The sequence below is a fragment of the Stenotrophomonas humi genome (assembly GCF_001431415.1).
Taxonomy (GTDB): domain Bacteria; phylum Pseudomonadota; class Gammaproteobacteria; order Xanthomonadales; family Xanthomonadaceae; genus Stenotrophomonas; species Stenotrophomonas humi.
Genome location: NZ_LDJI01000007.1, coordinates 1 through 20,450, shown reverse-complemented (window position 1 = coordinate 20,450; position 20,450 = coordinate 1). Strand labels below are relative to the sequence as shown.

The window sequence follows — 20,450 nt, the reverse complement described above, 5'->3', positions numbered from 1 at the left end:
CGGCTCTTCCAGCGTCTTGAGCAGCGCATTGCAGGCAGCACGGTTGATGGCATCGGCCGGATCAACGATCACCACCTGGGCCACGCCGTACTGCGGGGTCAGCGCCAGCTTCTGCGAAATCTCGCGCACCTGCTCGATGACGATCTCGGTGCGCAGCTTGTCGCCGGTCTTGTTGGGAATGAACGAGGTCAGCTGCAGATCGGGATGCGTGCCAGCGGCGATCAGCTGCGCGTTGCGCTGCCGGCCCGCGGCTTCCACGCCGTGGTTGAGCACATGCGCAGCCAATTTCAGTGCCACCGCGCACTTGCCCATGCCGGCCGGCCCGCAGATCAACAGGCCATGCCCCAACCGGCCGGCGTCGAGTGCGGCCACGGTCTGGTCATAGGCGCGTTGCTGCCAGGGGGCGAAGGCGTCACTCATGCCCACATCCTGCGCGCTTCATGGATTCCATCGCTCATTTCGGTGCCGCCTCGTTTCGCTTCTCACGCAGCCGCTGCAGGTAACGCGCCACGGCGGCGTTGTGCTCGCTGTAGGAGGCTGAGAACACATGCGCGCCGCTGCCGTCGCCCACCGCCACGAAGTACAGCGCATCGCCTTTCGCCGGATGCGCGGCCGCCTGCAGCGCATCGCGCCCGGGCATGGCGATCGGTGTCGGCGTCAGACCGGCGCGCGTGTACGTGTTGTACGGCGTGTCGGTGGTGAGGTGACTCTTGCGGATATTGCCGTCATAGGCACTGCCGATGCCGTAGATCACGGTGGGATCGGTCTGCAGGCGCATGCCCATCTTCAGCCGGCGCATGAACACCCCGGCAATCTGCGGACGCTCGCTGGCCAGGCCGGTTTCCTTCTCGATGATCGAGGCAAGGATCAGCAGTTCATACGGCGAGCTCAGCGGCAGGTCATCGGCGCGCGATGCCCAGGCGGCGGCCAGTTCTTTTTCCATCGCGGCATGGGCGCGCTTGAGCACATCCAGATCACTGTCGCCGCGCTGGTAGATGTAGGTTTCCGGCAGGAACCGCCCTTCCGGATGCTGCTCGGCAAAGCCCAGCGCCGCCATCAGCTCGCTGTCGCTCATGTCGGTGGTTTTGTGCTGCAGCGGTTGTGCGCGATTGATCGCGGCGCGCAGCTGGCGGATGTTCCACCCTTCGACGATGGTCACGCGGTACTGCAGCACCTTGCCCTGGCGCATGTTGCGCAGCAGCTCACGCGGTGTCGGCGCCGGCTCCAGTGCGTACTCGCCCACTTTCAACTTGCCGGCGGCGTCCAGCTGCCGCGCCAGCAGCTGCCATTGCAGGTCCTGGCCTTCATCGATGCCGGCCGCGCGCAGCTTTCCCAGCACGGTGGTGAAGGAATCGCCCGAGGCTACGGTGACGCTGGCCTGGGTAGGCGTGACCGGCGTGGCGGCAAAGCCGCTCTGCCGTTGCCACAGCAACGCCGCAGCTGCGCCCGCCAGAGCCACCAGCAACACCAGGATCGCCAGCACCACCAGACATCCACGCTTGGCACCCGCCATGGTCACCCCGTTCAGATCAAACCGGTGCGCAGGATACCGCGCCGGCCATGACGCCGGCCAAGCAAGCCGTTCATTCTTGCGGCTCCAGCGCACGTAACAGGCCACGCGCCTTGGCCCGGGTTTCGTCCAGTTCCTTGACCGGATCGGAGTCCACCACGATGCCGGCACCGGTACGGAAGGTCGCGGTCGCGCCCTGTACTTCGGCGGTGCGGATCAGGATGTTCAGGTCCATGTCGCCATCGCGGTTCAACCAGCCGAAAGCGCCGGTATAGGCACCGCGCGCGGTCTGTTCGAGCTCGGCGATGATTTCCATGCATCGCACCTTCGGGCAACCGGTGATGGTGCCGCCCGGGAAGGTGGCGGCAATCACTTCGCCCGGCGTCACTTCCGGCCGCAGCCGTGCGCGCACGTTGCTGACGATGTGGTGCACGTGCGCGTAGCTTTCCACGGTCATCAACTCATCGACTTCGACGCTGCCCGGCGCGGCAATGCGCCCCAGGTCGTTGCGCTCCAGGTCGATCAGCATCACGTGCTCGGCACGCTCCTTCGGGTGGCCGACCAGTTCCTGGATGCGCACGGCATCGTCGTCACCGGCAAAGCGCGGGCGCGTCCCGGCGATGGGCCGGGTCTGCACCACCTCGCCGCTTACCGACACCAGCCGCTCCGGCGAGGAACTGACCACCGCCCGCCCGGCCGCGGTGAACAACCCGGCAAAGGGTGCCGGGTTGGCTTTGCGCAGGCGCGCGTACAGGGCTTCCGGCGCCAGCGGCGCGTCGAACTGTGCCTGCCAGCGGCGCGACAGGTTCACCTGGAACACGTCACCGGCGCACAGGTAGTCGATCACCTGCTGCACCCCATCGGTGAAGCGCTGGCCATCGTCTTCGTCGATCGCGCCCGGCGGCTGCCAGTGCGGCAATGCCGGGAGCTGCGTGGCTTCGCTGATGTCGTGCTGAAGCTGCGCGAGCAGATCAGCATGGTCATCTTCAGCGACCGCGATGCAGCGGCCGCTGTCGCGCTCGCGCAACACCGCCGCCGGGCATCGCAACGCGATGGCCGACGGCAGGCCGTCGGTGCGCTGCGGCAGGTTCAATATCGGCTCGATCTGCCCCGCCAGTTCGTAGTCGAGCAGCAATGCCCAGCCGCCACGAAACGGGATTTCGGATTCGGCCGGATCACGCGCGAGGCGCAATGCATGCCAGTCGCGATCCAGCGCATCCAGAAAACTACCTTCGACCGGCGAACCGTCTTCGCGCTGCAGCGTGCCGTCGGCCTCCAGCAGCAGCTGCGTGCCGTCTGCGATCAACAACATGTCCCACTGCCCCTGCTTGCCGGCAGCAGTGGATTCCAGCAGCACGGGATAGCGATGCGGCGTGAGCCGGTGCAGCGCCAGCAGGTCGGTGTCGGCGTGCAGGGGAAGGAGGTGCATCGTCGGCCTGGAGTGATGAGAAGCAATGCAGGGCTTGCTCCCTTCTCCCGCGAGCGGGGTGAGGGCATGCGGCTTACGAGCCACTGGCTCGTGCATGGCTGAACGCCAAGCACGCTGTGCGTGGCCGGGGCGCGGAGCGAGGTGCCCCGCAGGGGCGGATGAGGGGGCGCTTTGCTGCCTGTGATGAACGGGCCCGGCGATGACCTGCCGGTTCACCATTTCTGCTTCGCTCTGCCCTCACCCAACCCCTCTCCCGCTTGCGGGAGAGGGGCTTGAAGCTTAGATGCGCTTGAACACCAGCGTGCCGTTGGTGCCGCCAAAGCCGAAGCCGTTGGACATCACCACGTCCACCTGCGCCTTGCGGGCAACGTTGGGCACGTAGTCCAGGTCGCAGCCTTCGCTGGGGTCTTCCAGGTTGATCGTCGGCGGAATGATGCCCGTCTCCAACGCCTTGACCGAGAAGATCGCCTCCACGCCGCCGGCTGCACCGAGCAGGTGCCCGGTCATCGACTTGGTGGAGCTGACCAGCAGCTTGTAGGCGTGCTCGCCGAAAGCGGTCTTCATCGCCATGGTCTCGCCCAGGTCACCCAGCGGCGTCGAAGTACCGTGCGCGTTGAGGTAACCCACCTGCTCCGGAGTGACACCGGCGTCCTTCATCGCCGCGACCATGCAGCGCGCGGCGCCTTCGCCGTTCTCGCTCGGGGCGGTCATGTGGTACGCATCGGAGCTCGCACCGAAGCCGGCCAGCTCGCAGTAGATATGCGCGCCACGCGCCTTGGCGTGCTCGTACTCTTCCAGAATCAGGATGCCGGCACCGTCGCCCAGCACGAAGCCGTCACGGCCCTTGTCCCACGGACGCGAGGCCTTGGTCGGGTCGTCGTTGCGGGTGGACATGGCCTTCATCGCGCAGAAGCCGCCCAGCGCTGTCGGCGAGGAGCCGCGCTCGGCGCCACCGGCAACCATCACGTCGGCATCGCCGTACTGGATCATGCGCATCGCCGTACCGATGGAATGGTTGGACGTGGCGCAGGCAGACACCGCCGAAAACGACGGCCCCTTCAAGCCCGCAATGATGCTCAACTGGCCCGGCAGCATGTTGATGATGGTCTTGGGCACGTAGAAGGGCGAGATCTTCTTGCCCTCGTGGAACTCGATGGTCTGTTCCTCGATGCCCAGCAGGCCACCGATGCCGGCGCCAACGATGGCGCCAATGCGCTCGGCGTTGGCCTCGGTGATCTCCAGGCCGGAGTCATGCAGCGCCATGAAGGCGGCACCCAGGCCGTAATGAATGAACGGGTCCATCTTCTTGGCATCCTTGCCACTGACCCTGAATTTGCCGAACAACGGATTGTCGGCGGTGATGTCGAAATCCTTGACCTCACCTGCGATCTTGGTGGTGAAACGTTCCAGATAATTCTCTGCAACGCTCGTCAGCGGGCCAATGCCCGAGCGGCCATTGATGATGCCTTCCCAGCTGCTGGCCAGATCATTGCCCAGCGGCGACACCATGCCCATGCCGGTAACGACGACGCGACGACTCATTGCGGATTCTCCTGGCCCCGTTCACGGGGATTGAAGCGGTGAAAAGCACAGGGCCGCATCTGCGGCCCCATGGATTTGCAACGCGGCAGGTGATGTATGCCGGCCGCGTCCTGTCAGGCGCAATTACGCCTTGACGTGTGCCTTGACGTAGTCGATGGCAGCCTGGACGGTGCCGATCTTCTCGGCCTCTTCGTCCGGGATTTCGCACTCGAACTCTTCTTCCAGCGCCATCACCAGCTCGACGGTGTCCAGCGAGTCGGCACCCAGGTCATCGACGAACGATGCGCTGATGGTGACTTCCTCTTCCTTGACGCCAAGCTGCTCGACAACAATCTTCTTGACGCGTTCTTCGATGGTGCTCATTGGATATCGCTCCAGATGGAGTAGTGGTTCAAAAGACGCCATCACGTGGTGATGGCCGTGGGATAGTGTAGTGGAAACCGCAGCGCCCTTGCATTCTGGCAAAAAACCACCGAGATCAACCACTTGGGCGCCGTCCATGCGCCACACGCTTACGGCATGTACAAACCGCCGTTCACGTGAAGGGTTTCGCCGGTGATGTAGCTGGCCGACGGGCTGGCCAGGAACCCCACCGCGCGCGCGATGTCCGCCGGCTCGCCGAGGCGGCCCAGCGCGATCTGGCCGAGCATCGCCGCCTTGGCGTCCTCGGGCAGATCCTTGGTCATGTCGGTGTCGATGAAGCCCGGGGCGACCACGTTCACGGTCACGCCACGGCTGCCGATTTCCTTGGCCAGCGACTTGGAGAAGGCAATGATGCCGGCCTTGGCAGCGGCGTAATTGGCCTGCCCGGCGTTGCCGGTCACGCCGATCACCGAAGCGATGTTGATGATGCGGCCCTTGCGCGCCTTCATCATGCCGCGCATCACCGCCTTGGAGGTGCGGTAGACACTGGTCAGGTTGGTGTCGAGGATGGCCTGCCAGTCCTCGTCCTTCATGCGCATCAGCAGGTTGTCACGGGTGATGCCGGCGTTGTTCACCAGGATGGTGATGGCGCCGAATTCCTTGCTGACTGCCTCGATCAGCGCTTCCACCGCGCCCGGCTCGGTCACGTTCAGCGCGCGGCCGTGGCCACCCTGCGCGGCCAGGCGCTCGCCGATGGCGGCAGCGCCGGATTCAGTGGTCGCCGTGCCGATGACGGTGGCGCCCTGGGCGGCAAGTTCGGCGGCGATGGCGGCACCGATGCCACGACTGGCGCCGGTGACAAGCGCGATTTCACCCTGCAATGGCTTGCTCATGCGGTTTCCTTAATGCTGCGAGGCCGCCGGTGCGGCGGCTGTCGATCATGGCCGGGCGCAGAACGCACCCACGGCCGGTTGATTTACCTGGCCCACTCTTCCAGTGCACCGGCAAAATCAGCCGGGGTGGCGAGCGGACGCCCTTCGATGTTCTTGTCGATGCGCTTGATCAGACCGGTCAGCACCTTGCCCGGACCGCATTCGGCCACGCGGCTGACACCCTTGCCGGCCAGCGCCTGCACGCAACCGGTCCACTGCACCGGCAGGTAAAGCTGCTGCACCAGCGCCTGGCGGATGGCATCCAGCCCGTCATGCACCCTGGCATCAACGTTCTGCACCACCGGCAACTGCGGCGCACGCCAATCCAGGCCGGCCATCACCTCGGCCAGACGGTTGGCGGCTTCACGCATCAGCGGCGTATGCGACGGCACGCTGACGGCCAGCTTCACCGCCTTGCGCACGCCCTTCTCGGCCAGCAGGGCCAACGCGCGGTCAACCGCCGCAGCATCACCACCGATGACGATCTGGCCGGGCGAATTGAAATTGGCCGGCACCACGACCTGGCTGCCTGCTGCTTCGGCGCAGACTTCCAGCACCAGCGCATCTTCCGCACCCAGCACGGCCGCCATCGCACCAACGCCGGCCGGAGCCGCGTCCTGCATCAACTGGCCACGCAGGCGCACCAGATGGGCACCGTCACGCAGGGTCAACGCGCCCGCCGCGACCAGCGCGGTGTACTCGCCGAGGCTGTGGCCTGCCAGCAGGGCCGGCTTGGCACCTCCCTGCGCATTCCACAGGCGCCACACCGCGATGCTCGCCGCCAGCAAAGCCGGCTGGGTGAACTCGGTGCGGTTGAGCTGCTCTTCCGGGCCACCCTGCGACAGCGCCCACAGATCCACGCCCGCGCCTTCCGACGCCTCGGCGAAGGTCTCACGGACCTGCGGATGCAGCTCGGACAGTTCAGCCAGCATCCCCAGAGACTGGGAACCTTGGCCGGGGAACACGAAAGCGAGTCGGGAATCAGTCACGCGGTCATCTGCTGCACGAATCGAAGCGGGGCATGATAAGCGCGAAAGCGCCCGCTCGTCTGTACTGCCGCGTATGCAGCCCGCCACTGCAAAGATGCCCTCCACCCGCGGCGAACGCAGCCCGGGTAAATGCAACCCCAGCAGGGGCTTTCCACGGCCCGGCCCACCAAGGCCCGCACCAAGCAGCGCGATCGACACCTCCCGAACTTCCCGGGCCGGCTGCACTTACCCGGGCCATGGGGCTTCGCACCCAAGTGCGCTCCTACAAACAGAGCGCTCTCCGTGCGCGCCCTGAAACGACATCGGGCAGCCAATGGCTGCCCGAGCGTTGTATCCGTGTCTGTCTGACTCAGTAGCGCAGCAGCGCCGAGCCCCAGGTGAAACCACCACCGAAGGCTTCCAGCAGCAGCAGCTGACCACGTTCGACACGACCGGAACGGATCGCCGCATCCAGCGCCAGCGGCACCGAGCCGGACGAGGTGTTGCCGTGCTTGTCGACCGTCACGACCACCTGCTCCATCGACATGTTCAGGCGCTTGGCGGTGGCTTCGATGATGCGCAGGTTGGCCTGATGCGGAATCAGCCAATCCAGGTCGGACTTGTCCAGGCCATTGGCCTGCAGGGTCTCATCCACGACCGAGTCCAGCGCCTTCACGGCGTACTTGAACACGTCGTTGCCCTTCATGTTGATCTTGCCCGGCTTGTCGAAGCCCACCGACACGCCGACCGGATCCCACAGCAACTCTTTCTTGCTGCCATCGGCATGCAGGTGAGTACTGAGGATGCCGGTGTCTTCATCGGCCTTGAGCACGACGGCGCCCGCACCATCGCCGAACAACACGCAGGTGGTGCGGTCGGTCCAGTCGACGATACGGGTCAGGGTTTCCGCACCGATCACCAGCACATGCCTGGCGTCGCCGCTGCGGATGAATTTGTCGGCCACGCTCAGGGCAAAGATGAAGCCCGAACATGCCGCATTGACGTCAAACGCCGCCGCACCGGCCACGCCAAGGCGTGCCTGGATCAGACAGGCGGTAGACGGGAAAATCAGATCCGGCGTGGTGGTACCCACGATGATCATGTCCAGCTGCGAAGCCTCGATGCCAGCCGCTTCCAGCGCGCGAACCGCGGCGTGGTAGCCAAGGTCGCTGGTGGTTTCTTCATCAGCAGCGATGTGCCGCTCACGGATACCCGTTCGCGACTGAATCCACTCATCGGTCGTGTCGACAATCTTGGTCAGATCGTCATTGGTCAACACTTTCTCGGGCAAGTAACTACCAGTGCCCGCGATCCTCGAGTAGATCCGCTTGCTCATGCTGTTTCCTGTTGCGCGAAGCCGCCCTAAGGCGGCCCCGGAAGAATCGGTGCAACGGCCGCCACGCGAACGTGACGGCCGTTACGAATCAATCTTCTTCGACGGTCGAGGACGACTTGGTCGTGATCACCTTCTTGCCGCGGTAGAAACCGTCAGCGGTGATGTGGTGACGCAGATGCACTTCACCGGTGGTCGGATCAGTGGACAGCTGCTTGGCGCTCAGGGCGTCGTGCGCACGGCGCTGGCCGCGGCGGGACGGGGTAACACGGGATTTCTGCACAGCCATGGGATTGCTCCAAACTCGGTTCGTTTGCTTCGTCGTTTAATTGCACGGGACGCCAGCGTCCAGCACTACTCTCGCTTTCGCCGCGACCGCCGACGATAACCGGCCGCTATTGTTTCTTCAGCGCTGCCAATGCCGCGAACGGATTGGCCTTGCGTTGTTCCTCTTCGGTCGCGGGCCAGTCGCGTTCGACTGCCTCGCTTCCCGGTGCCAGCGCCACTACCGGCACGGCCAACACCAATTCGTCCTCGACCATTTCCAGCGGATGCAGGTTACCGTCTTCGGGTACCAGCAGCGCTTCGTAATCGGGCGGGAGCGCCGATTCCTCGTCTTCGTCGCGGATCAACCCCAGCCGCTGTTTCATCGACACCGGCAGCAGAAAGCGCTGCATGCTGCGTTGGCAGATCAACGGCAAGGCCGTTTCGATGGTCAATTCGACATAGGCCACTTGCAGGATGTCGTCGCGACCGAATTCCAGCGCATAAGTGCACTGCCCTTCGGTATCGGCGACAAGGCCTTGCAGGCGGGTAAATTCGGACAAAGGCACCTGGCCGTCGAAGCACCTGCGTGCTGCGACCATCCGCCAAGCATCCAGCAATTCGGGCACGTTCGCGGACATAAGCTGCAGAATGTTAAGGAGTACCCCCGCCGCTGTCAAACCCAATGCGTCGACCACGTTGTCACGGGAGGCGGACGGCAGCAGACTGCTGCGCCCGGACGCGGCATTTTCCCACATGACAGAGCTGATCCTCGCCTCCACCTCGCGTTATCGGGCCGAAATGCTGTCCCGGCTACGGCTGCCGTTCAGTTCAGCGGCACCGTTGGTGGATGAAACCCCACATCCCGACGAGCCCCCCGCCGCCCTGGCCCGGCGCCTGGCCAAGACCAAGGCGCTGGCGGTGGCCAGCCAGAACCCCGGCAGCTGGGTGATCGGCTCGGACCAGGTAGCCGAAGTGCACGGCGCCCCTCTGGGCAAGCCCGGCACTGCTGAAGCTGCCCGCGCCCAGCTGACAGCGATGTCGGGCCAGGAAATCCACTTCCATACGGCCATCTGCCTGAGCAATGGCAGCGAGCACCTGCAGGCCTGCGACCTGACCCGCGTTCAATTCCGGACCCTGGATGCCGCCGAAATCGCCCGCTACGTCGAGGCCGAGCAGCCACTGGACTGCGCCGGCAGCTTCAAATGTGAAGGCCTGGGCATCAGCCTGTTCGAGGCCATCCACAGCAGCGACCCGAGCGCGCTGGTGGGCTTGCCGTTGATCCCGCTGTCAGCGCTGCTGCGGCAGGCCGGCTATCGGCTGCCCTGATGCACGATTGCGCGCGCCTTCAACCCCATGGCGCGCGCAGAGCACGCGCTGCAACTCCCCTCAACGTTCAACCACGAACGGCTGCTCGGCCCACTGTTCGACGCTGCCATCCGCGCCATACAGCCGCAGCCCCAGCCAGTGCCTGCCGGGTGCGACCTGACTGACATCCACCTGCCCGTCAAAACCCACATGCGGATGGCGGGGATCGCTGGTACCTGGCCATGCCGCGCGGATGTCGAAGTCGCGACCGTAAACCGCATCCCCCACGCTGCGCCCGTCCAGCAGCAGCTCCACGCGTGTCAGCCCAACGCCGTCCTTGAAAGCCCAGCCGGCCACATCCAATTTATCCGCCACGACCGCACCGGCAACCGGCGCATCCACCCAGGCCATCGCCGGCGTGACGCACGGGCCGGACTGTTTCTGCGCGGGCAGGCGGAACAACAGGAATCGCTGGAAGCCATGATCCAGCGACACCACGCGTGGCGGTGGCAACGGCCCGACCAGTTCACAGACCTGGTGATACCGCGCCAGCAGATCGCGATAACGCGGGTCGCTTGGTGCCAGCACCAGCAGCTGCGGACCAGGACGCTCACCCTTGCTGAGCAGGCCCCACAACGCCAGCTGCGCGGTGCGCCCGTGGCGGTCGTTGAGCGCGTGCGGCAACACCTTGATGGACGGGTCATCCAACCGGAAACCCAGCTCCGCGCCCACCTTGAAGCTGTCCGCCAGCACCGTGGTGTCGCCCGGCATTTCCGCCAGCTCCTCGCGCACGGCTTCGGCCAGCGGCTGCCAGCCTGCGAAGTTGCGCGGGTAATACTTGCTGCCAGCCATTTCCTCGCGCAGCGACGGCACCGACACCACCACGTAGTAGCCCATCGCGCATACCAGGCCGATGGCAACGGTCACCCAGACACAACGCCGCCAGAAGCGCGGCCAGCGATTGAGCAGCAGCGGCACGCCGATCAGCAACGCCAGATAGCCCGGCAACGGCCAGTGGAAACTGATGCGTTCCACATCGGTGAAGAAGCCCAGCACGAAGATCAGCAATGTCGAAGTGGCGCCCACCAAGGCGAAATAGCGCCACTGCACATGATGGAAACCGCCCTGCGCCTTGCGCAGGCCACTGACCGCCACAGCCACCATTGCCACAAACAGCACCGGCGTGACCATCAACGGCTGGATCAGCAAGAAACGCAGGCCCTCACCATGGAACACCCAAGGGTGGCGCTCCATCACCTGGAATTTCAGGCCCGCATCCTGGTTGTCCAGGTTCCAGGCCAGCAGCGGCAACCAGGCGAAGATGCCAACCGCCAGCGCCATCCACACGCGCGGATCACGCAACATGCGACGACCTTCCGGCAACAGCATCAAGGCGATGAAACCCATGCCGATGACACCGATGAAGCGGTAATGGCTGAGCGCACCCATCGCCAGACCCAGCGCCAGCATCAGCGCACCGCCGGCATCCACATTGCGCAGCAGGCGCGCACCGGCATCCAGACACAGCACGGCGGCAAGCGCCATTGGCACATCCGGCACGGCGAGGATGCCCAGGGTGGCCGACAGCGGCATCAGCAGTGTCAGCGCACCCGCCTGCCAGCCCACCCGGCCACCAAACCAGCGCGCGGTGATCCGCGCCACCAGCCACGGCAACAGAGCGCCCATCAACAGGAACGGCAAGCGCACACCGAGACGATTGTCGCCGGCCATCTCCACGCCCAGGCGGGTCAACCACGCCGTCAGGCCGGGGAGATCGGAGTATGCGGCAGCCAGATGCTGCCCTTCCTGCCAATAGAAGGATTCGTCAACGAACAGCGACAACTGTGAAGCAACCAGCACCTTGACCGTCGTAACCAACGCCCACAGCACAAGGAACGTAATGTATGCGCGTTGCTCCCCCCGGATTGCCACTTACACTCCCCTCAACTTTGAAATACGAGACGACCATGACCGTGGTGCCTGCCGGAATGCTAACCGATGTCACGTTGCAGTCTTTGCAGAAGGCGCAGGAGCAGGTCAATTCCCTGCTGCTGGGCAAGACGCAGGAGGTGCGGCTGGCGTTCGTCGCACTGCTGTCCGGCGGACATCTGCTGATCGAGGACCTGCCCGGCCTGGGCAAGACCACGCTGGCCCACGCCATGGCGTCCAGCCTGGGCCTGCAGTTCCAGCGTGTGCAGTTCACCTCCGACCTGCTGCCGGCCGATGTGCTGGGCATTTCGATCTATGAAGCACACAGCCGCAGCTTCCAGTTCCACCCGGGGCCGGTGTTCTGCAACGTGCTGCTGGCCGATGAAATCAACCGCGCACCGCCACGCACGCAGAGTGCCCTGCTGGAAGCGATGGCCGAACAGCAGGTGACGCTCGACGGCGTGACCCATTCGCTGCCGGATCCGTTCTTCGTCATCGCTACGCAGAACCCGGTGGATATGTCCGGCACGTTCCCGCTGCCGGATTCGCAGCTGGACCGCTTCCTGCTGCGCCTCACCCTGGGCTACCCCAATGCCGAAGCCGAGCGCGCCCTGCTCAGCGGCGGCAGCCGTCGCGAACTGATCGCCCGCGCCCTGCCGTGCCTGTCCGACCAGGACATCGTGGCGCTGCGCGAAGCCGTCGAGCAGGTACATGCCAGCGATGCACTGATCGACTACGTGCAGGCGCTGCTCACCCGCAGCCGCCAGCACCCGGGAGTGAAGGTCGGCCTGTCGCCACGCGCCGGCATCGCGCTGGTGCGTGCGGCCAAGGCACATGCACTGCTGCTGGGCAGGAAGCACGTCGTTCCCGAGGACGTGCAGGCCTTGTTCATTGCCGTGGCCGGGCACCGGCTGATGGCCGAGGCCGAGTCGTCCTCCGGCCCGGTGCTGGCACGCGCCATCCTGCACAGCGTGCAGGTTGACTGAGTGATCGCTCGATTGCGGAAACGGCTGCAGGCCCTGCAATGGCTGGCGCGCCCGCGCCAGCCCGAGGCACTGCCGGTACAACTGGATCGCCATCGCATCTACGTGCTGCCCACCGGCTTTGGCCTGTTCCTCGCCGGGCTGCTGGCGACGATGTTGCTGGGCGCACTGAACTACAACAACAACCCGGCCCTGCTGCTGGCACTGACGCTGGCCGCCACCGCGCTGGCCAGTGCGGTGTATGCACACCTGCAGCTGTCCGGCATTCGCCTTGAGGCGCTCTCGGCCGAGCCAGTGCCCGCCGGTGCGCCAATCCAGCTACGGCTGGCCCTGGCACGCAGCGGTACCCGCCCCCGTCGTGCGCTGCAGATCCGCCATGAAGACGCACGTACCACGGTGAGCCTCACCGCTGACAGCCAGATCGAGGCCGACCTCGCGCTGCCGACCACCACGCGCGGCTGGCTGGATATCTCGCGCATCCGCATCAACACCACGCAACCGCTGGGACTGGTACGCGCCTGGTCCTGGTTCTGGCCGGATGCACCGCTGCTGGTCTACCCGGCACCGGAATCCAACGCACCGCCACTGCCCGATACCGGCACCACCTCCACACGCACGCGCGCACATCCGATGGGCGATGAACTGCAGCAGCTGCGCGCCTACCGCAAGGGCGATGCATTGCGCACGATTGCCTGGAAGCACTCCGCGCGCCGGGATGGGCTGCTGGTCCGCGAGTACGAACGACCGGTAGGTTCGGAGCTTGTGCTGGACTGGCAGCAGTTGCATGCCCTGCCTTACGAGCGCCGCATCGCCCGCCTTGCACGCTGGGTGGACGATGCCGAGCGTGAGGGACGCCGTTATCAGTTGCGCCTGCCCGGCAACCCGGCCATCGGCCCGGCCGTCGGCGATGCGCACCGCCATCTGTGCCTGCGCGCACTCGCCCTGTTGCCGCCCGCATGAGCACCCTGCCCTCATCCCCACTTGGCGCGCACGCACGTGGCTGGGTACTGCTGACCGCCGCGCTGTCACTGCTGCCATTGCTGCTGCAGCTGCCCGGCGTTCTGGCCGGTGTCTTCGGGGCGACCGCGTTGATCGTGGCCGGCCTGTCATGGCACCGACCGGCGCCCTTGTTGCTGCGCCTGCTGCTGGTCGCCACCATGCTGGTCACCATCTATTGGCAGATGGGCGCCACCCCCGGGCGCGACAGCGGCTGCGCCCTGCTCGCGGCCATGCTCGCGATCAAGTCCAGCGAACTGCGAACCCTGCGCGACGCACGCAGCCTGCTTGGCTTCGCCCTGTTCGCGCCCTTCGCGGCCTTCCTGCTGGATCAGGGCCCCATCACCTTGCTGCTGGCCACGGCAGCGGTCATCTGCGCATTGCTGGCCCTGCAACGACTGGCCGATGACGATGCCGGTGTCACCGCCTTGCCGCCCGCCGCGCAGCTGCGGACCGTGGGCAAGCTGATGCTGCTTGCCCTGCCACTGGCCTTGTCCGCGTTCTGGTTGGTGCCGCGCCTGGGCAGCCCGCTCTGGGGCATTCCAGACCGCGTGGTCAGCCGCCCGGGCCTGTCCGACAGCATGGAGCCCGGCGCCTGGATCGACCTGATGGCCGACGACAGCCCGGCCCTGCGCGCACAGTTCTTCGGCCCGGTGCCGCCCGCCGACCAACGCTACTGGCGCGGCCCGGTGCTGACCCGCTTCGATGGTCGCAGCTGGACCCGCTCCAACCGCCAGCAACGCACTGCCCCGACCGCATTCCAGGCGGGCGACGTGCGCTGGGATTACCTGATCGAATACGAGGCCAGCGACGACCGCCAGCTCGTCGCCCTGGATCTGCCACTTGCCGCCCCCGCCGACAGCCAGCTCGATGCCGACTACAGCCTCAGCAGCAATCGCACGCTGACCGCCCTGACCCGCTGGCGGATGCAATCGGCGCCGCCACGCAGCTTCCAGTCGCAACTGCCGGAACGCCTGCGCCAGCAGACGTTGCAACTGCCCGCCGGCTTCAACCCGCGTACGCTGGCGTTGGCAAAACAATGGCGCACGGAAGCCGGCCAGGACGACGCGGCGATCGTGCAGCGCAGCCTGGAATGGATCCACCGCGAGTTCGCCTACACCTTGTCCACTCCACTGGCGGGCCGGCATGGCGCCGACGAATTCCTGTTCGACCAGAAGGCCGGGTTCTGCGAACACTTCAGCTCCGCGTTCGTGGTGCTCATGCGTGGCGCCGGCATCCCCGCGCGCGTGGTGACCGGCTATGCCGGTGGCGTGCGCAACCGCTACGGCGATTACTGGGTGGTACGCAAGATGGACGCCCATGCCTGGGCCGAAGTCTGGCTGGCCGGGCGCGGCTGGGTGCGTGTGGACCCCACCGCCGCCGTCGCCCCCGAGCGCATCTACGACACGCTGGAAGATCGTCTCGGCCAGGGCAATGCCGGCGGACTGGACCTGGCCGGCCGCTGGGAAAGCTTCAAGCAGCTCGGCGACTGGATGCGTCGCGGCTGGAATACCGCCTTCCTGTCGTTCGACGCCAACCGCCAGCAGCAGCTGCTCCGACCGTTCGGCATCGAGCGGCTGACGCCCTCGCAGCTGATCGCCTTGTTTGCCGGCTTCGCCGTGCTGGCACTGGGCTTGATGGCGTGGCTGCTGGCACGCGGCGAGCGCCAGCGTGACCCGTTGCTGCGCGCCTGGCACCGCCTGGATCGCCGCTATGCGCGGCTTGGGCTCGGTCGCGAACCCTACGAATCCGCCAACGATTGGGCACGGCGCGTGGAACTTAGCCACCCAGGCAGCGGTCTGCTGATACTCAGCCAGCGTTTCACCGATGCGCGATACGCTGGCGCTCAGTTCGACCCCGTTTCATTATTGGCTGACCTGCACAGGCATCGCCCGAGACCCGGAGCACGACCATGAACACCCGCATTCTCATTACCCTCGCCGCCACGCTGACGCTGGCTGCCTGTGCCACCGCCCCCAAACCATTGCAGGGGCAGTTCAGCCCGGTGTCACCGCGTGACTCGGTTGCACAGAAGCAGACCGGCACGCCGGTACGCTGGGGCGGCCGCATCATTGAAACGCTGCCCGCGCAGGGCGAAACCTGCTTCCAGATGATCGCCCGCCCGCTCAATGGCAGCGGCCGCCCGAGCAGCACCTCCTCCGACGCCAGCGACGGTCGCTTCATCGCCTGCCGCGCTGGCTTCTACGACCCGGCCGTGTTCGAACCCGGCCGCGACGTGACCTTCATCGGCCGCATCGACGGTTACCAGACCACCAAGATCGGCGAATACGACTACCCGCTGCCCAAGATCGCCGCCGACGTGGTTTACCTGTGGCCGGTGCAGCGCGAAGTGGATGTGGTCCCGGCCTATCCCTACGGCCCGTGGGGCCCGGCATGGGGCCCCGGCCCGGGCTGGGGTTGGGGCTGGCGCGGTGGCTGGTGGTAAGCCACACCGCACGCAATGCATGAAACGCCGCCTTCGGGCGGCGTTTTTGTTTATCGGAAATGGCACTTCCGCGTCGGTGACCACCGGCAACCGGGGCTCAGTCCGGTCGCGTGATTGTCCAGTCACCCTCGCGCGCGCCGGGCGCCAGCGTCCAACCCGGCTTCAGGTGCAGGCTCCAACCGTTCCCCTTCACCTCTTCGCCGGCCACCGCCGTACCCGCATAAGCGACAGACAACCGTGACCAGTCGGTGGAAAGCAACCCTTCGCTCGCTACCTCCAGCACACCCCACGGCGCTGCGGCACGGATGGTGCCGTAGACCGCACCCTCCGGCGGTAGTGGCGTCACCCGACTGGGATCGAAAGTGAAACTGGCACCGTTGACGGGCGCGATGAGCACCGAAGCGTCGATCAGCCGTGCACGCAATCCGGCAACCACTTCGGCCTGCTTGATGGTGCGTGCGGATTCCTGCGCCTGGATCTCAGCCACGCCGTAGCGTGTTGCACGTTCGTTGAAAGTCGCATCATCGACGGCAACCTCCTGCTTCAGTGCAGCTGCCAACATTTCCGGCAATCCATCGCGCCGGTTCCAGCTCCCACGCCAATCCGGCGATGCGCGATCCAGCAACACGCCATAAGCGGGGCCGGTGTAATACGCGAAGGAACGGGCGTAGGCCTTCACCGTATCGCCCTTGAGCAGGTGCTCTGCAAGATGCGCAGTCATCGCCTCATCCTGCGACAGAATGCGTCCGGTGTACTCGGCAATTCCCTCATGCCGCTCCATCGCATCTTCGGCTTCCCGTGCTTCCGGGAAACGTGCCTGCCGCCACGCACGGAAGGTCAATGCATCCAGCGTGGCCTGGCGCTGCGCCAGCGGTGTTGTCGCGGTGATGGCCGCACGCAGGGCACGCAGTTCCAACCGCAGTGACAATCGCCCCTGCTCGGTCTCCAGCTGCGTCTGGTCGGCGTTGGTCGCAGCAAGGCCGACCTGCCCCTGGATGCGATGCCAGGCTTCATGCATGAGCAGGATGGAAAGCGTCGGCTCCTTGTCGGGCAACGGCAGCATCAGCATCGTCCAGCTGCGGCCATTCCATTTCACCGACGTGTTCGCAATCGGAACGGCGTCAGGCAGACGCCCCCGGAAAACCGCGCCATCGCGCTCAAGCGCGGCTTCCCCGCCGTCGATGCTGGCGATGAACTGCCGCGTCGCCGGGTCCGCCAGGAGCATGGGGCCGCACAGGCTCGCACCCCAGGCCGTTCCACCATCGGCCTCGCACAATGTCTGCATGCGCTGGAACACGGTCATGGCAGCCGAGGAATCCAATGCGGCCTGCGCCGATGCACCGGCCGATGTGGACATCAACAGCGTCAGGCAGATGCGCCTGAAGATACTTCGCGACATCGAAAATCCCCCTTCAAGGCGGAACCCCGGTTCCGCACTTGATTTCCACGGTCAACGAACGTCCCTACCCACGGCACAGAACCTTCATGCCGCGCCGAAATGCCCCAGCGGCGCGCCGGCCAGCAGATGCAGGTGGATATGGAACACGGTCTGCCCGGCATCCTCGCGGCAGTTCATCACGATGCGGTAGCCGTTCTGTGCCAGCCCCTGCTCCCGCGCGTATTCGGCTGCAGCCAACGCCAGCTTGCCGATCAGATGCGCCTGCGATGGCTGCAGATCGTCCAGCGTGGGAATGACTTCATTCTTTGGGATGAAAAGCACATGCACCGGTGCCTGCGGCGCGATGTCCTTGAAACCCAGCACGTCCTCGTCTTCATAGACGATGTTGGCGGGAATCTCGCGGCGGATGATCTTGCCGAAAATCGTATCGGTCATGCGACGGCTCACTGGCGGAAACGGCCTACAGCTTACCGCCCCTGCATCGGCTATTCGCTGATTTCGCTGCGGCTGCCAAAGGCATGCGACAAGGTGCCGCGATCCACATACTCCAGCTCACCACCCAACGGCAGCCCCTGCGCCAAGCGGCTGGGCCGCACCTTGTTGCGACGTGCAAGCTGCGCCAGGTAATGCGCGGTGGCCTCGCCTTCGACGGTGGAATTGGTGGCGATGATCAGCTCGGTGACTTCACCCTGCGCCAGGCGCGCCTCCAGCTTGTCCAGGCCCAGCTCGCGCGGGCCGATGCCGTCCAGCGGTGACAGACGCCCCTGCAGCACGTAGTACACGCCGCGATAGCTGGTGGCATGTTCGATGGCCAGACGATCAGCCGGAGACTCGATCACGCACAGCATCTGCCGCTCACGGCTGGCGCTGGCGCACACCGGGCACACTTCGGTTTCGCTGAAATCCCGGCACTGCACGCAATGGCCGATCTTCTCGATGGCCTCGGCCAGCACCTCGGACAAACGCTGGCCACCCTCGCGGGCGCGTTCCAGCACGTGGTAGGCCATGCGCTGCGCGGTCTTCTGGCCGACGCCCGGCAACACGCGGAACGCTTCGATCAGTTGTTCCAGCAACGGCAGGCTCATCGCAACAGGCTCTTGTTCAAAAACAAGCGCGCGAAGCCCGGGGGCTTCGCGACGCGGGCAACGCAGGTGCCGGACATCGCCGGCACGCGCATCATCAGAACGGCAGTTTCATGCCCGGCGGCAGCTTCATGCCAGCCGTGGCCGAGCCCATGCGGCTCTGCGATTCGGTGTCGATCTTGTTGGCGGCGTCGTTGAACGCGGCGGCGATCAGGTCTTCAACCATTTCCTGGTCGGACAGCACCGACGGGTCGATACGCACCTTGCGGCACTCTTTGGTGCCACTCAGGGTCACCGTGACCATGCCACCACCGGCACTGCCGGTGACTTCCAACTTGGCGATTTCTTCCTGGGCCTTCTGCAGGTTTTCCTGCATTTTCTGGGCCTGCTGCATCATCTGGGCGATATTGCCGCGCATGGTTGCTTACTCTTTGAATGGACGGATGGAATCGGCCACGACCCGGGCGCCCTGCTGGATCAGCTGCTGCACCTGCGGGTCGGCCATGAAAACGGCTTCGGCCGCAACTTGTTGTTCACCGCGCTGGCGATCCGCGCGCTCATGCAACGTCTCGGCCTGGACGTTGCCGGTTTCAATCACGATTTTAGGCGTGCTGCCCAATGCCTGCGACAACGCCTGCGCCAACGCGGTCAGCGCACGTTCGGACTGCAGGTATTCAAACCCCGGCAGCAACCCCAGACGCAGCACCCCGTGCTGGAAACCGACGAATGCACAATTGGCCGCCAGCTCGCGCGAGGGGCCGGACAAGCCACTGTCGTCCACCAGATCCAGCCACTGCTCGGCGTTTTCCAGCGCACGACCGGCCACCGGCCTGCTCGGCTCGATGGCGATGCCGCTCGGCCTTGCGGGAGCCGCTGCAGGCGCAGGCGGCGCTTCGACAGGCGCCGCAGGGCCGACCGGCGCGGCCTTGATCGGCTCGGGCTCAACGTCTTCAGACCCGGCCATTTCCATGGCCATGGCTTCGTCCCGCGCGCTGGCTTCTGCAGCGTCCGTCTCCCAGGGCGGCAGATCGTCAGCGGCGGCCTGCGGCGTCTGAGCAGATGCGGCAGGAGCAGGTGGCGTCGGGGTTGGCGATGTCTGCACGACCTCAGCCACCGGCGCAACCACTACGGCGGGCGCTGCCACGGGTGCGGCAACGACCGGCGGCGGCACGGGTTCAACAGGCTTGGCAACCGGCGCCGGGTTGGCGGCGGCCGAGGCGGCAACACCCGCACCGGAGGCAACCGGCGCAACTCCACCGGCACCAGCACCCTGACCCGAGCCTTCCGGCACTGCTGGCACTGCGCCGGACGGGCGGAACGCCAGCATGCGCAGCACGGCCATTTCAAAGCCCGCACGCGGGCTCGGCGCAAGATGCAGGTCACGACGGCCACTCAGCGCCATCTGGTACCAGAGCTGCACCACTTCCGGTCGCAGCCGCTGTGCGAAGGCGACCGAGTCGATGCCTTCACCCGGCACCACGGCGCCCGGTACCAGCTGCTGCACCTGGATGCGATGCAGGCCTTCGGCCAGCGCATCCAGCACACCACTCCAATCCGGAGAGAATTCGGCCAGCGTCGCCACCACCTGCAACAGGCGGCCACCATCGCCATCGGCCAGCGCATCGAGCATGGCCGACACCTGGGTGCGGTCCACGGTGCCCAGCATGGCGCGCACCACGTCGTCGCGCAGCGCACCGCCGGCATAGGCGATGGACTGGTCCAGCAGCGACAGACCGTCACGCAGCGAGCCATCGGCCGCGCGTGCCAGCTGCACGATGGCGCTGTCGTCGAACTCGATTTCCTCGGCGGTCATGATCCGCTTCATCTGCCCCTGGATCTGCTCCTCGTCCAGACGCTTGAGGTTGAACTGTAGACAGCGGCTGAGCACGGTGACCGGCAGCTTCTGCGGGTCGGTGGTGGCCAGCAGGAACTTCACATGCTCCGGCGGCTCTTCCAGCGTCTTGAG

At 65.8% G+C, this 20,450-nt stretch carries 20 protein-coding genes and 1 pseudogene; 5 read left to right on the top strand and 16 right to left on the bottom strand.

Translation table 11 applies throughout. The features are described from left to right. The 10 genes and pseudogenes from ABB26_RS03820 to ABB26_RS03775 form a co-directional block, all read right to left on the bottom strand. Positions 1-420: pseudogene (locus tag ABB26_RS03820) on the bottom strand (DNA polymerase III subunit delta'); the annotation flags it as partial. Positions 421-454: 34 nt separating this feature from the next. Beyond that, the gene (gene mltG, locus ABB26_RS03815; RefSeq protein ID WP_057632264.1) at positions 455-1,513 is read right to left on the bottom strand and encodes an endolytic transglycosylase MltG; all 1,059 of its coding nucleotides are present in this window, start codon (positions 1,511-1,513) and stop codon (positions 455-457) included. A gap of 70 nt (positions 1,514-1,583) precedes the next feature. Next, positions 1,584-2,939 (bottom strand): aminodeoxychorismate synthase component I, encoded by a 1,356-nt coding sequence (locus tag ABB26_RS03810; protein ID WP_057632263.1) that lies wholly within the window; start codon positions 2,937-2,939, stop codon positions 1,584-1,586. A 279-nt stretch (positions 2,940-3,218) separates the two neighbouring features. Next, entirely contained in the window at positions 3,219-4,481 is a 1,263-nt protein-coding gene (fabF, locus tag ABB26_RS03805; protein WP_057632262.1) for a beta-ketoacyl-ACP synthase II, read from the bottom strand. Positions 4,482-4,604: 123 nt separating this feature from the next. Then, positions 4,605-4,844, bottom strand: coding sequence for an acyl carrier protein (gene acpP / locus ABB26_RS03800; RefSeq protein WP_057632261.1), 240 nt, complete (start codon positions 4,842-4,844; stop codon positions 4,605-4,607). Between the two features lie 149 nt (positions 4,845-4,993). Next, the gene (gene fabG / locus ABB26_RS03795) at positions 4,994-5,737 is read right to left on the bottom strand and encodes a 3-oxoacyl-ACP reductase FabG (protein ID WP_057632260.1); all 744 of its coding nucleotides are present in this window, start codon (positions 5,735-5,737) and stop codon (positions 4,994-4,996) included. Positions 5,738-5,820: 83 nt separating this feature from the next. Beyond that, entirely contained in the window at positions 5,821-6,765 is a 945-nt protein-coding gene (gene fabD, locus ABB26_RS03790) for an ACP S-malonyltransferase (protein ID WP_057632259.1), read from the bottom strand. 349 nt (positions 6,766-7,114) lie between these two features. After that, positions 7,115-8,080 (bottom strand): beta-ketoacyl-ACP synthase III, encoded by a 966-nt coding sequence (locus ABB26_RS03785; protein ID WP_057632258.1) that lies wholly within the window; start codon positions 8,078-8,080, stop codon positions 7,115-7,117. An 88-nt stretch (positions 8,081-8,168) separates the two neighbouring features. After that, positions 8,169-8,366 carry a 50S ribosomal protein L32 gene (gene rpmF / locus ABB26_RS03780; protein WP_057632257.1) on the bottom strand — a complete coding sequence of 66 codons (198 nt, stop codon included), beginning with the start codon at positions 8,364-8,366 and terminating at the stop codon, positions 8,169-8,171. A 106-nt stretch (positions 8,367-8,472) separates the two neighbouring features. Next, positions 8,473-8,982, bottom strand: a complete 510-nt coding sequence (locus tag ABB26_RS03775; RefSeq protein ID WP_057632255.1) for a YceD family protein — start codon at positions 8,980-8,982, stop codon at positions 8,473-8,475. 115 nt (positions 8,983-9,097) lie between these two features. On the opposite strand from ABB26_RS03775, the gene ABB26_RS03770 reads away from it, so the two are divergent. After that, the gene (locus ABB26_RS03770) at positions 9,098-9,670 is read left to right on the top strand and encodes a Maf family protein (protein WP_057632254.1); all 573 of its coding nucleotides are present in this window, start codon (positions 9,098-9,100) and stop codon (positions 9,668-9,670) included. Between the two features lie 60 nt (positions 9,671-9,730). On the opposite strand, the gene ABB26_RS03765 is transcribed toward ABB26_RS03770, so the two are convergent. Beyond that, positions 9,731-11,575, bottom strand: a complete 1,845-nt coding sequence (locus ABB26_RS03765; RefSeq protein ID WP_057632267.1) for a glycosyltransferase family 39 protein — start codon at positions 11,573-11,575, stop codon at positions 9,731-9,733. Between the two features lie 62 nt (positions 11,576-11,637). Between ABB26_RS03765 and ABB26_RS03760 the strand changes: the two genes are divergently transcribed. The 4 genes from ABB26_RS03760 to ABB26_RS03745 are packed head-to-tail and all read left to right on the top strand — an operon-like array spanning position 11,638 to position 16,003. After that, a complete protein-coding gene (locus ABB26_RS03760) occupies positions 11,638-12,564 on the top strand; it encodes an AAA family ATPase (RefSeq protein WP_057632266.1) in 927 nt (308 codons plus the stop codon). Next, positions 12,565-13,521, top strand: coding sequence for a DUF58 domain-containing protein (locus ABB26_RS03755; protein ID WP_057632253.1), 957 nt, complete (start codon positions 12,565-12,567; stop codon positions 13,519-13,521). Further along, positions 13,518-15,473 carry a transglutaminase TgpA family protein gene (locus ABB26_RS03750; RefSeq protein WP_057632252.1) on the top strand — a complete coding sequence of 652 codons (1,956 nt, stop codon included), beginning with the start codon at positions 13,518-13,520 and terminating at the stop codon, positions 15,471-15,473. The genes ABB26_RS03755 and ABB26_RS03750 overlap by 4 nt, the downstream gene beginning before the upstream one ends. Continuing rightward, a complete protein-coding gene (locus ABB26_RS03745; RefSeq protein ID WP_057632251.1) occupies positions 15,470-16,003 on the top strand; it encodes a Slp family lipoprotein in 534 nt (177 codons plus the stop codon). The genes ABB26_RS03750 and ABB26_RS03745 overlap by 4 nt, the downstream gene beginning before the upstream one ends. A gap of 97 nt (positions 16,004-16,100) precedes the next feature. Here the strand turns inward: ABB26_RS03745 and ABB26_RS03740 are convergent, their stop codons facing one another. From ABB26_RS03740 to ABB26_RS03720, 5 genes are all read right to left on the bottom strand, one after another. Further along, positions 16,101-17,402: a hypothetical protein gene (locus ABB26_RS03740; RefSeq protein ID WP_083490676.1), complete on the bottom strand. Its 1,302-nt coding sequence runs from the start codon at positions 17,400-17,402 to the stop codon at positions 16,101-16,103. A gap of 84 nt (positions 17,403-17,486) precedes the next feature. Then, positions 17,487-17,837 carry a histidine triad nucleotide-binding protein gene (locus ABB26_RS03735; protein ID WP_057632250.1) on the bottom strand — a complete coding sequence of 117 codons (351 nt, stop codon included), beginning with the start codon at positions 17,835-17,837 and terminating at the stop codon, positions 17,487-17,489. A gap of 50 nt (positions 17,838-17,887) precedes the next feature. Further along, complete coding sequence (gene recR, locus ABB26_RS03730; protein ID WP_057632249.1) at positions 17,888-18,487, bottom strand: recombination mediator RecR; 600 nt, start codon at positions 18,485-18,487, stop codon at positions 17,888-17,890. 94 nt (positions 18,488-18,581) lie between these two features. After that, the gene (locus tag ABB26_RS03725; protein ID WP_057632248.1) at positions 18,582-18,902 is read right to left on the bottom strand and encodes a YbaB/EbfC family nucleoid-associated protein; all 321 of its coding nucleotides are present in this window, start codon (positions 18,900-18,902) and stop codon (positions 18,582-18,584) included. Between the two features lie 6 nt (positions 18,903-18,908). Continuing rightward, positions 18,909-20,450, bottom strand: a 1,542-nt coding sequence (locus ABB26_RS03720; protein ID WP_057632247.1) for a DNA polymerase III subunit gamma/tau C-terminal domain-containing protein, incomplete at its 5' end; no start/stop codon positions are given.

Excerpts from the sequence above, each read along its gene's own strand:
- fabF (WP_057632262.1), bottom strand. The coding sequence starts at position 4,481 with ATGAGTCGTCGCGTCGTCGTTACCGGCATGGGCATGGTGTCGCCGCTG.
- mltG (WP_057632264.1), bottom strand. The coding sequence starts at position 1,513 with ATGGCGGGTGCCAAGCGTGGATGTCTGGTGGTGCTGGCGATCCTGGTG.
- ABB26_RS03735 (WP_057632250.1), bottom strand. The coding sequence starts at position 17,837 with ATGACCGATACGATTTTCGGCAAGATCATCCGCCGCGAGATTCCCGCC.
- ABB26_RS03725 (WP_057632248.1), bottom strand. The coding sequence starts at position 18,902 with ATGCGCGGCAATATCGCCCAGATGATGCAGCAGGCCCAGAAAATGCAG.
- ABB26_RS03740 (WP_083490676.1), bottom strand. The coding sequence starts at position 17,402 with ATGTCGCGAAGTATCTTCAGGCGCATCTGCCTGACGCTGTTGATGTCC.
- ABB26_RS03760 (WP_057632266.1), top strand. The coding sequence starts at position 11,638 with ATGCTAACCGATGTCACGTTGCAGTCTTTGCAGAAGGCGCAGGAGCAG.
- ABB26_RS03745 (WP_057632251.1), top strand. The coding sequence starts at position 15,470 with ATGAACACCCGCATTCTCATTACCCTCGCCGCCACGCTGACGCTGGCT.
- fabG (WP_057632260.1), bottom strand. The coding sequence starts at position 5,737 with ATGAGCAAGCCATTGCAGGGTGAAATCGCGCTTGTCACCGGCGCCAGT.
- acpP (WP_057632261.1), bottom strand. The coding sequence starts at position 4,844 with ATGAGCACCATCGAAGAACGCGTCAAGAAGATTGTTGTCGAGCAGCTT.
- rpmF (WP_057632257.1), bottom strand. The coding sequence starts at position 8,366 with ATGGCTGTGCAGAAATCCCGTGTTACCCCGTCCCGCCGCGGCCAGCGC.
- ABB26_RS03770 (WP_057632254.1), top strand. The coding sequence starts at position 9,098 with ATGACAGAGCTGATCCTCGCCTCCACCTCGCGTTATCGGGCCGAAATG.
- ABB26_RS03785 (WP_057632258.1), bottom strand. The coding sequence starts at position 8,080 with ATGAGCAAGCGGATCTACTCGAGGATCGCGGGCACTGGTAGTTACTTG.
- ABB26_RS03775 (WP_057632255.1), bottom strand. The coding sequence starts at position 8,982 with ATGTCCGCGAACGTGCCCGAATTGCTGGATGCTTGGCGGATGGTCGCA.
- ABB26_RS03750 (WP_057632252.1), top strand. The coding sequence starts at position 13,518 with ATGAGCACCCTGCCCTCATCCCCACTTGGCGCGCACGCACGTGGCTGG.
- recR (WP_057632249.1), bottom strand. The coding sequence starts at position 18,487 with ATGAGCCTGCCGTTGCTGGAACAACTGATCGAAGCGTTCCGCGTGTTG.
- ABB26_RS03810 (WP_057632263.1), bottom strand. The coding sequence starts at position 2,939 with ATGCACCTCCTTCCCCTGCACGCCGACACCGACCTGCTGGCGCTGCAC.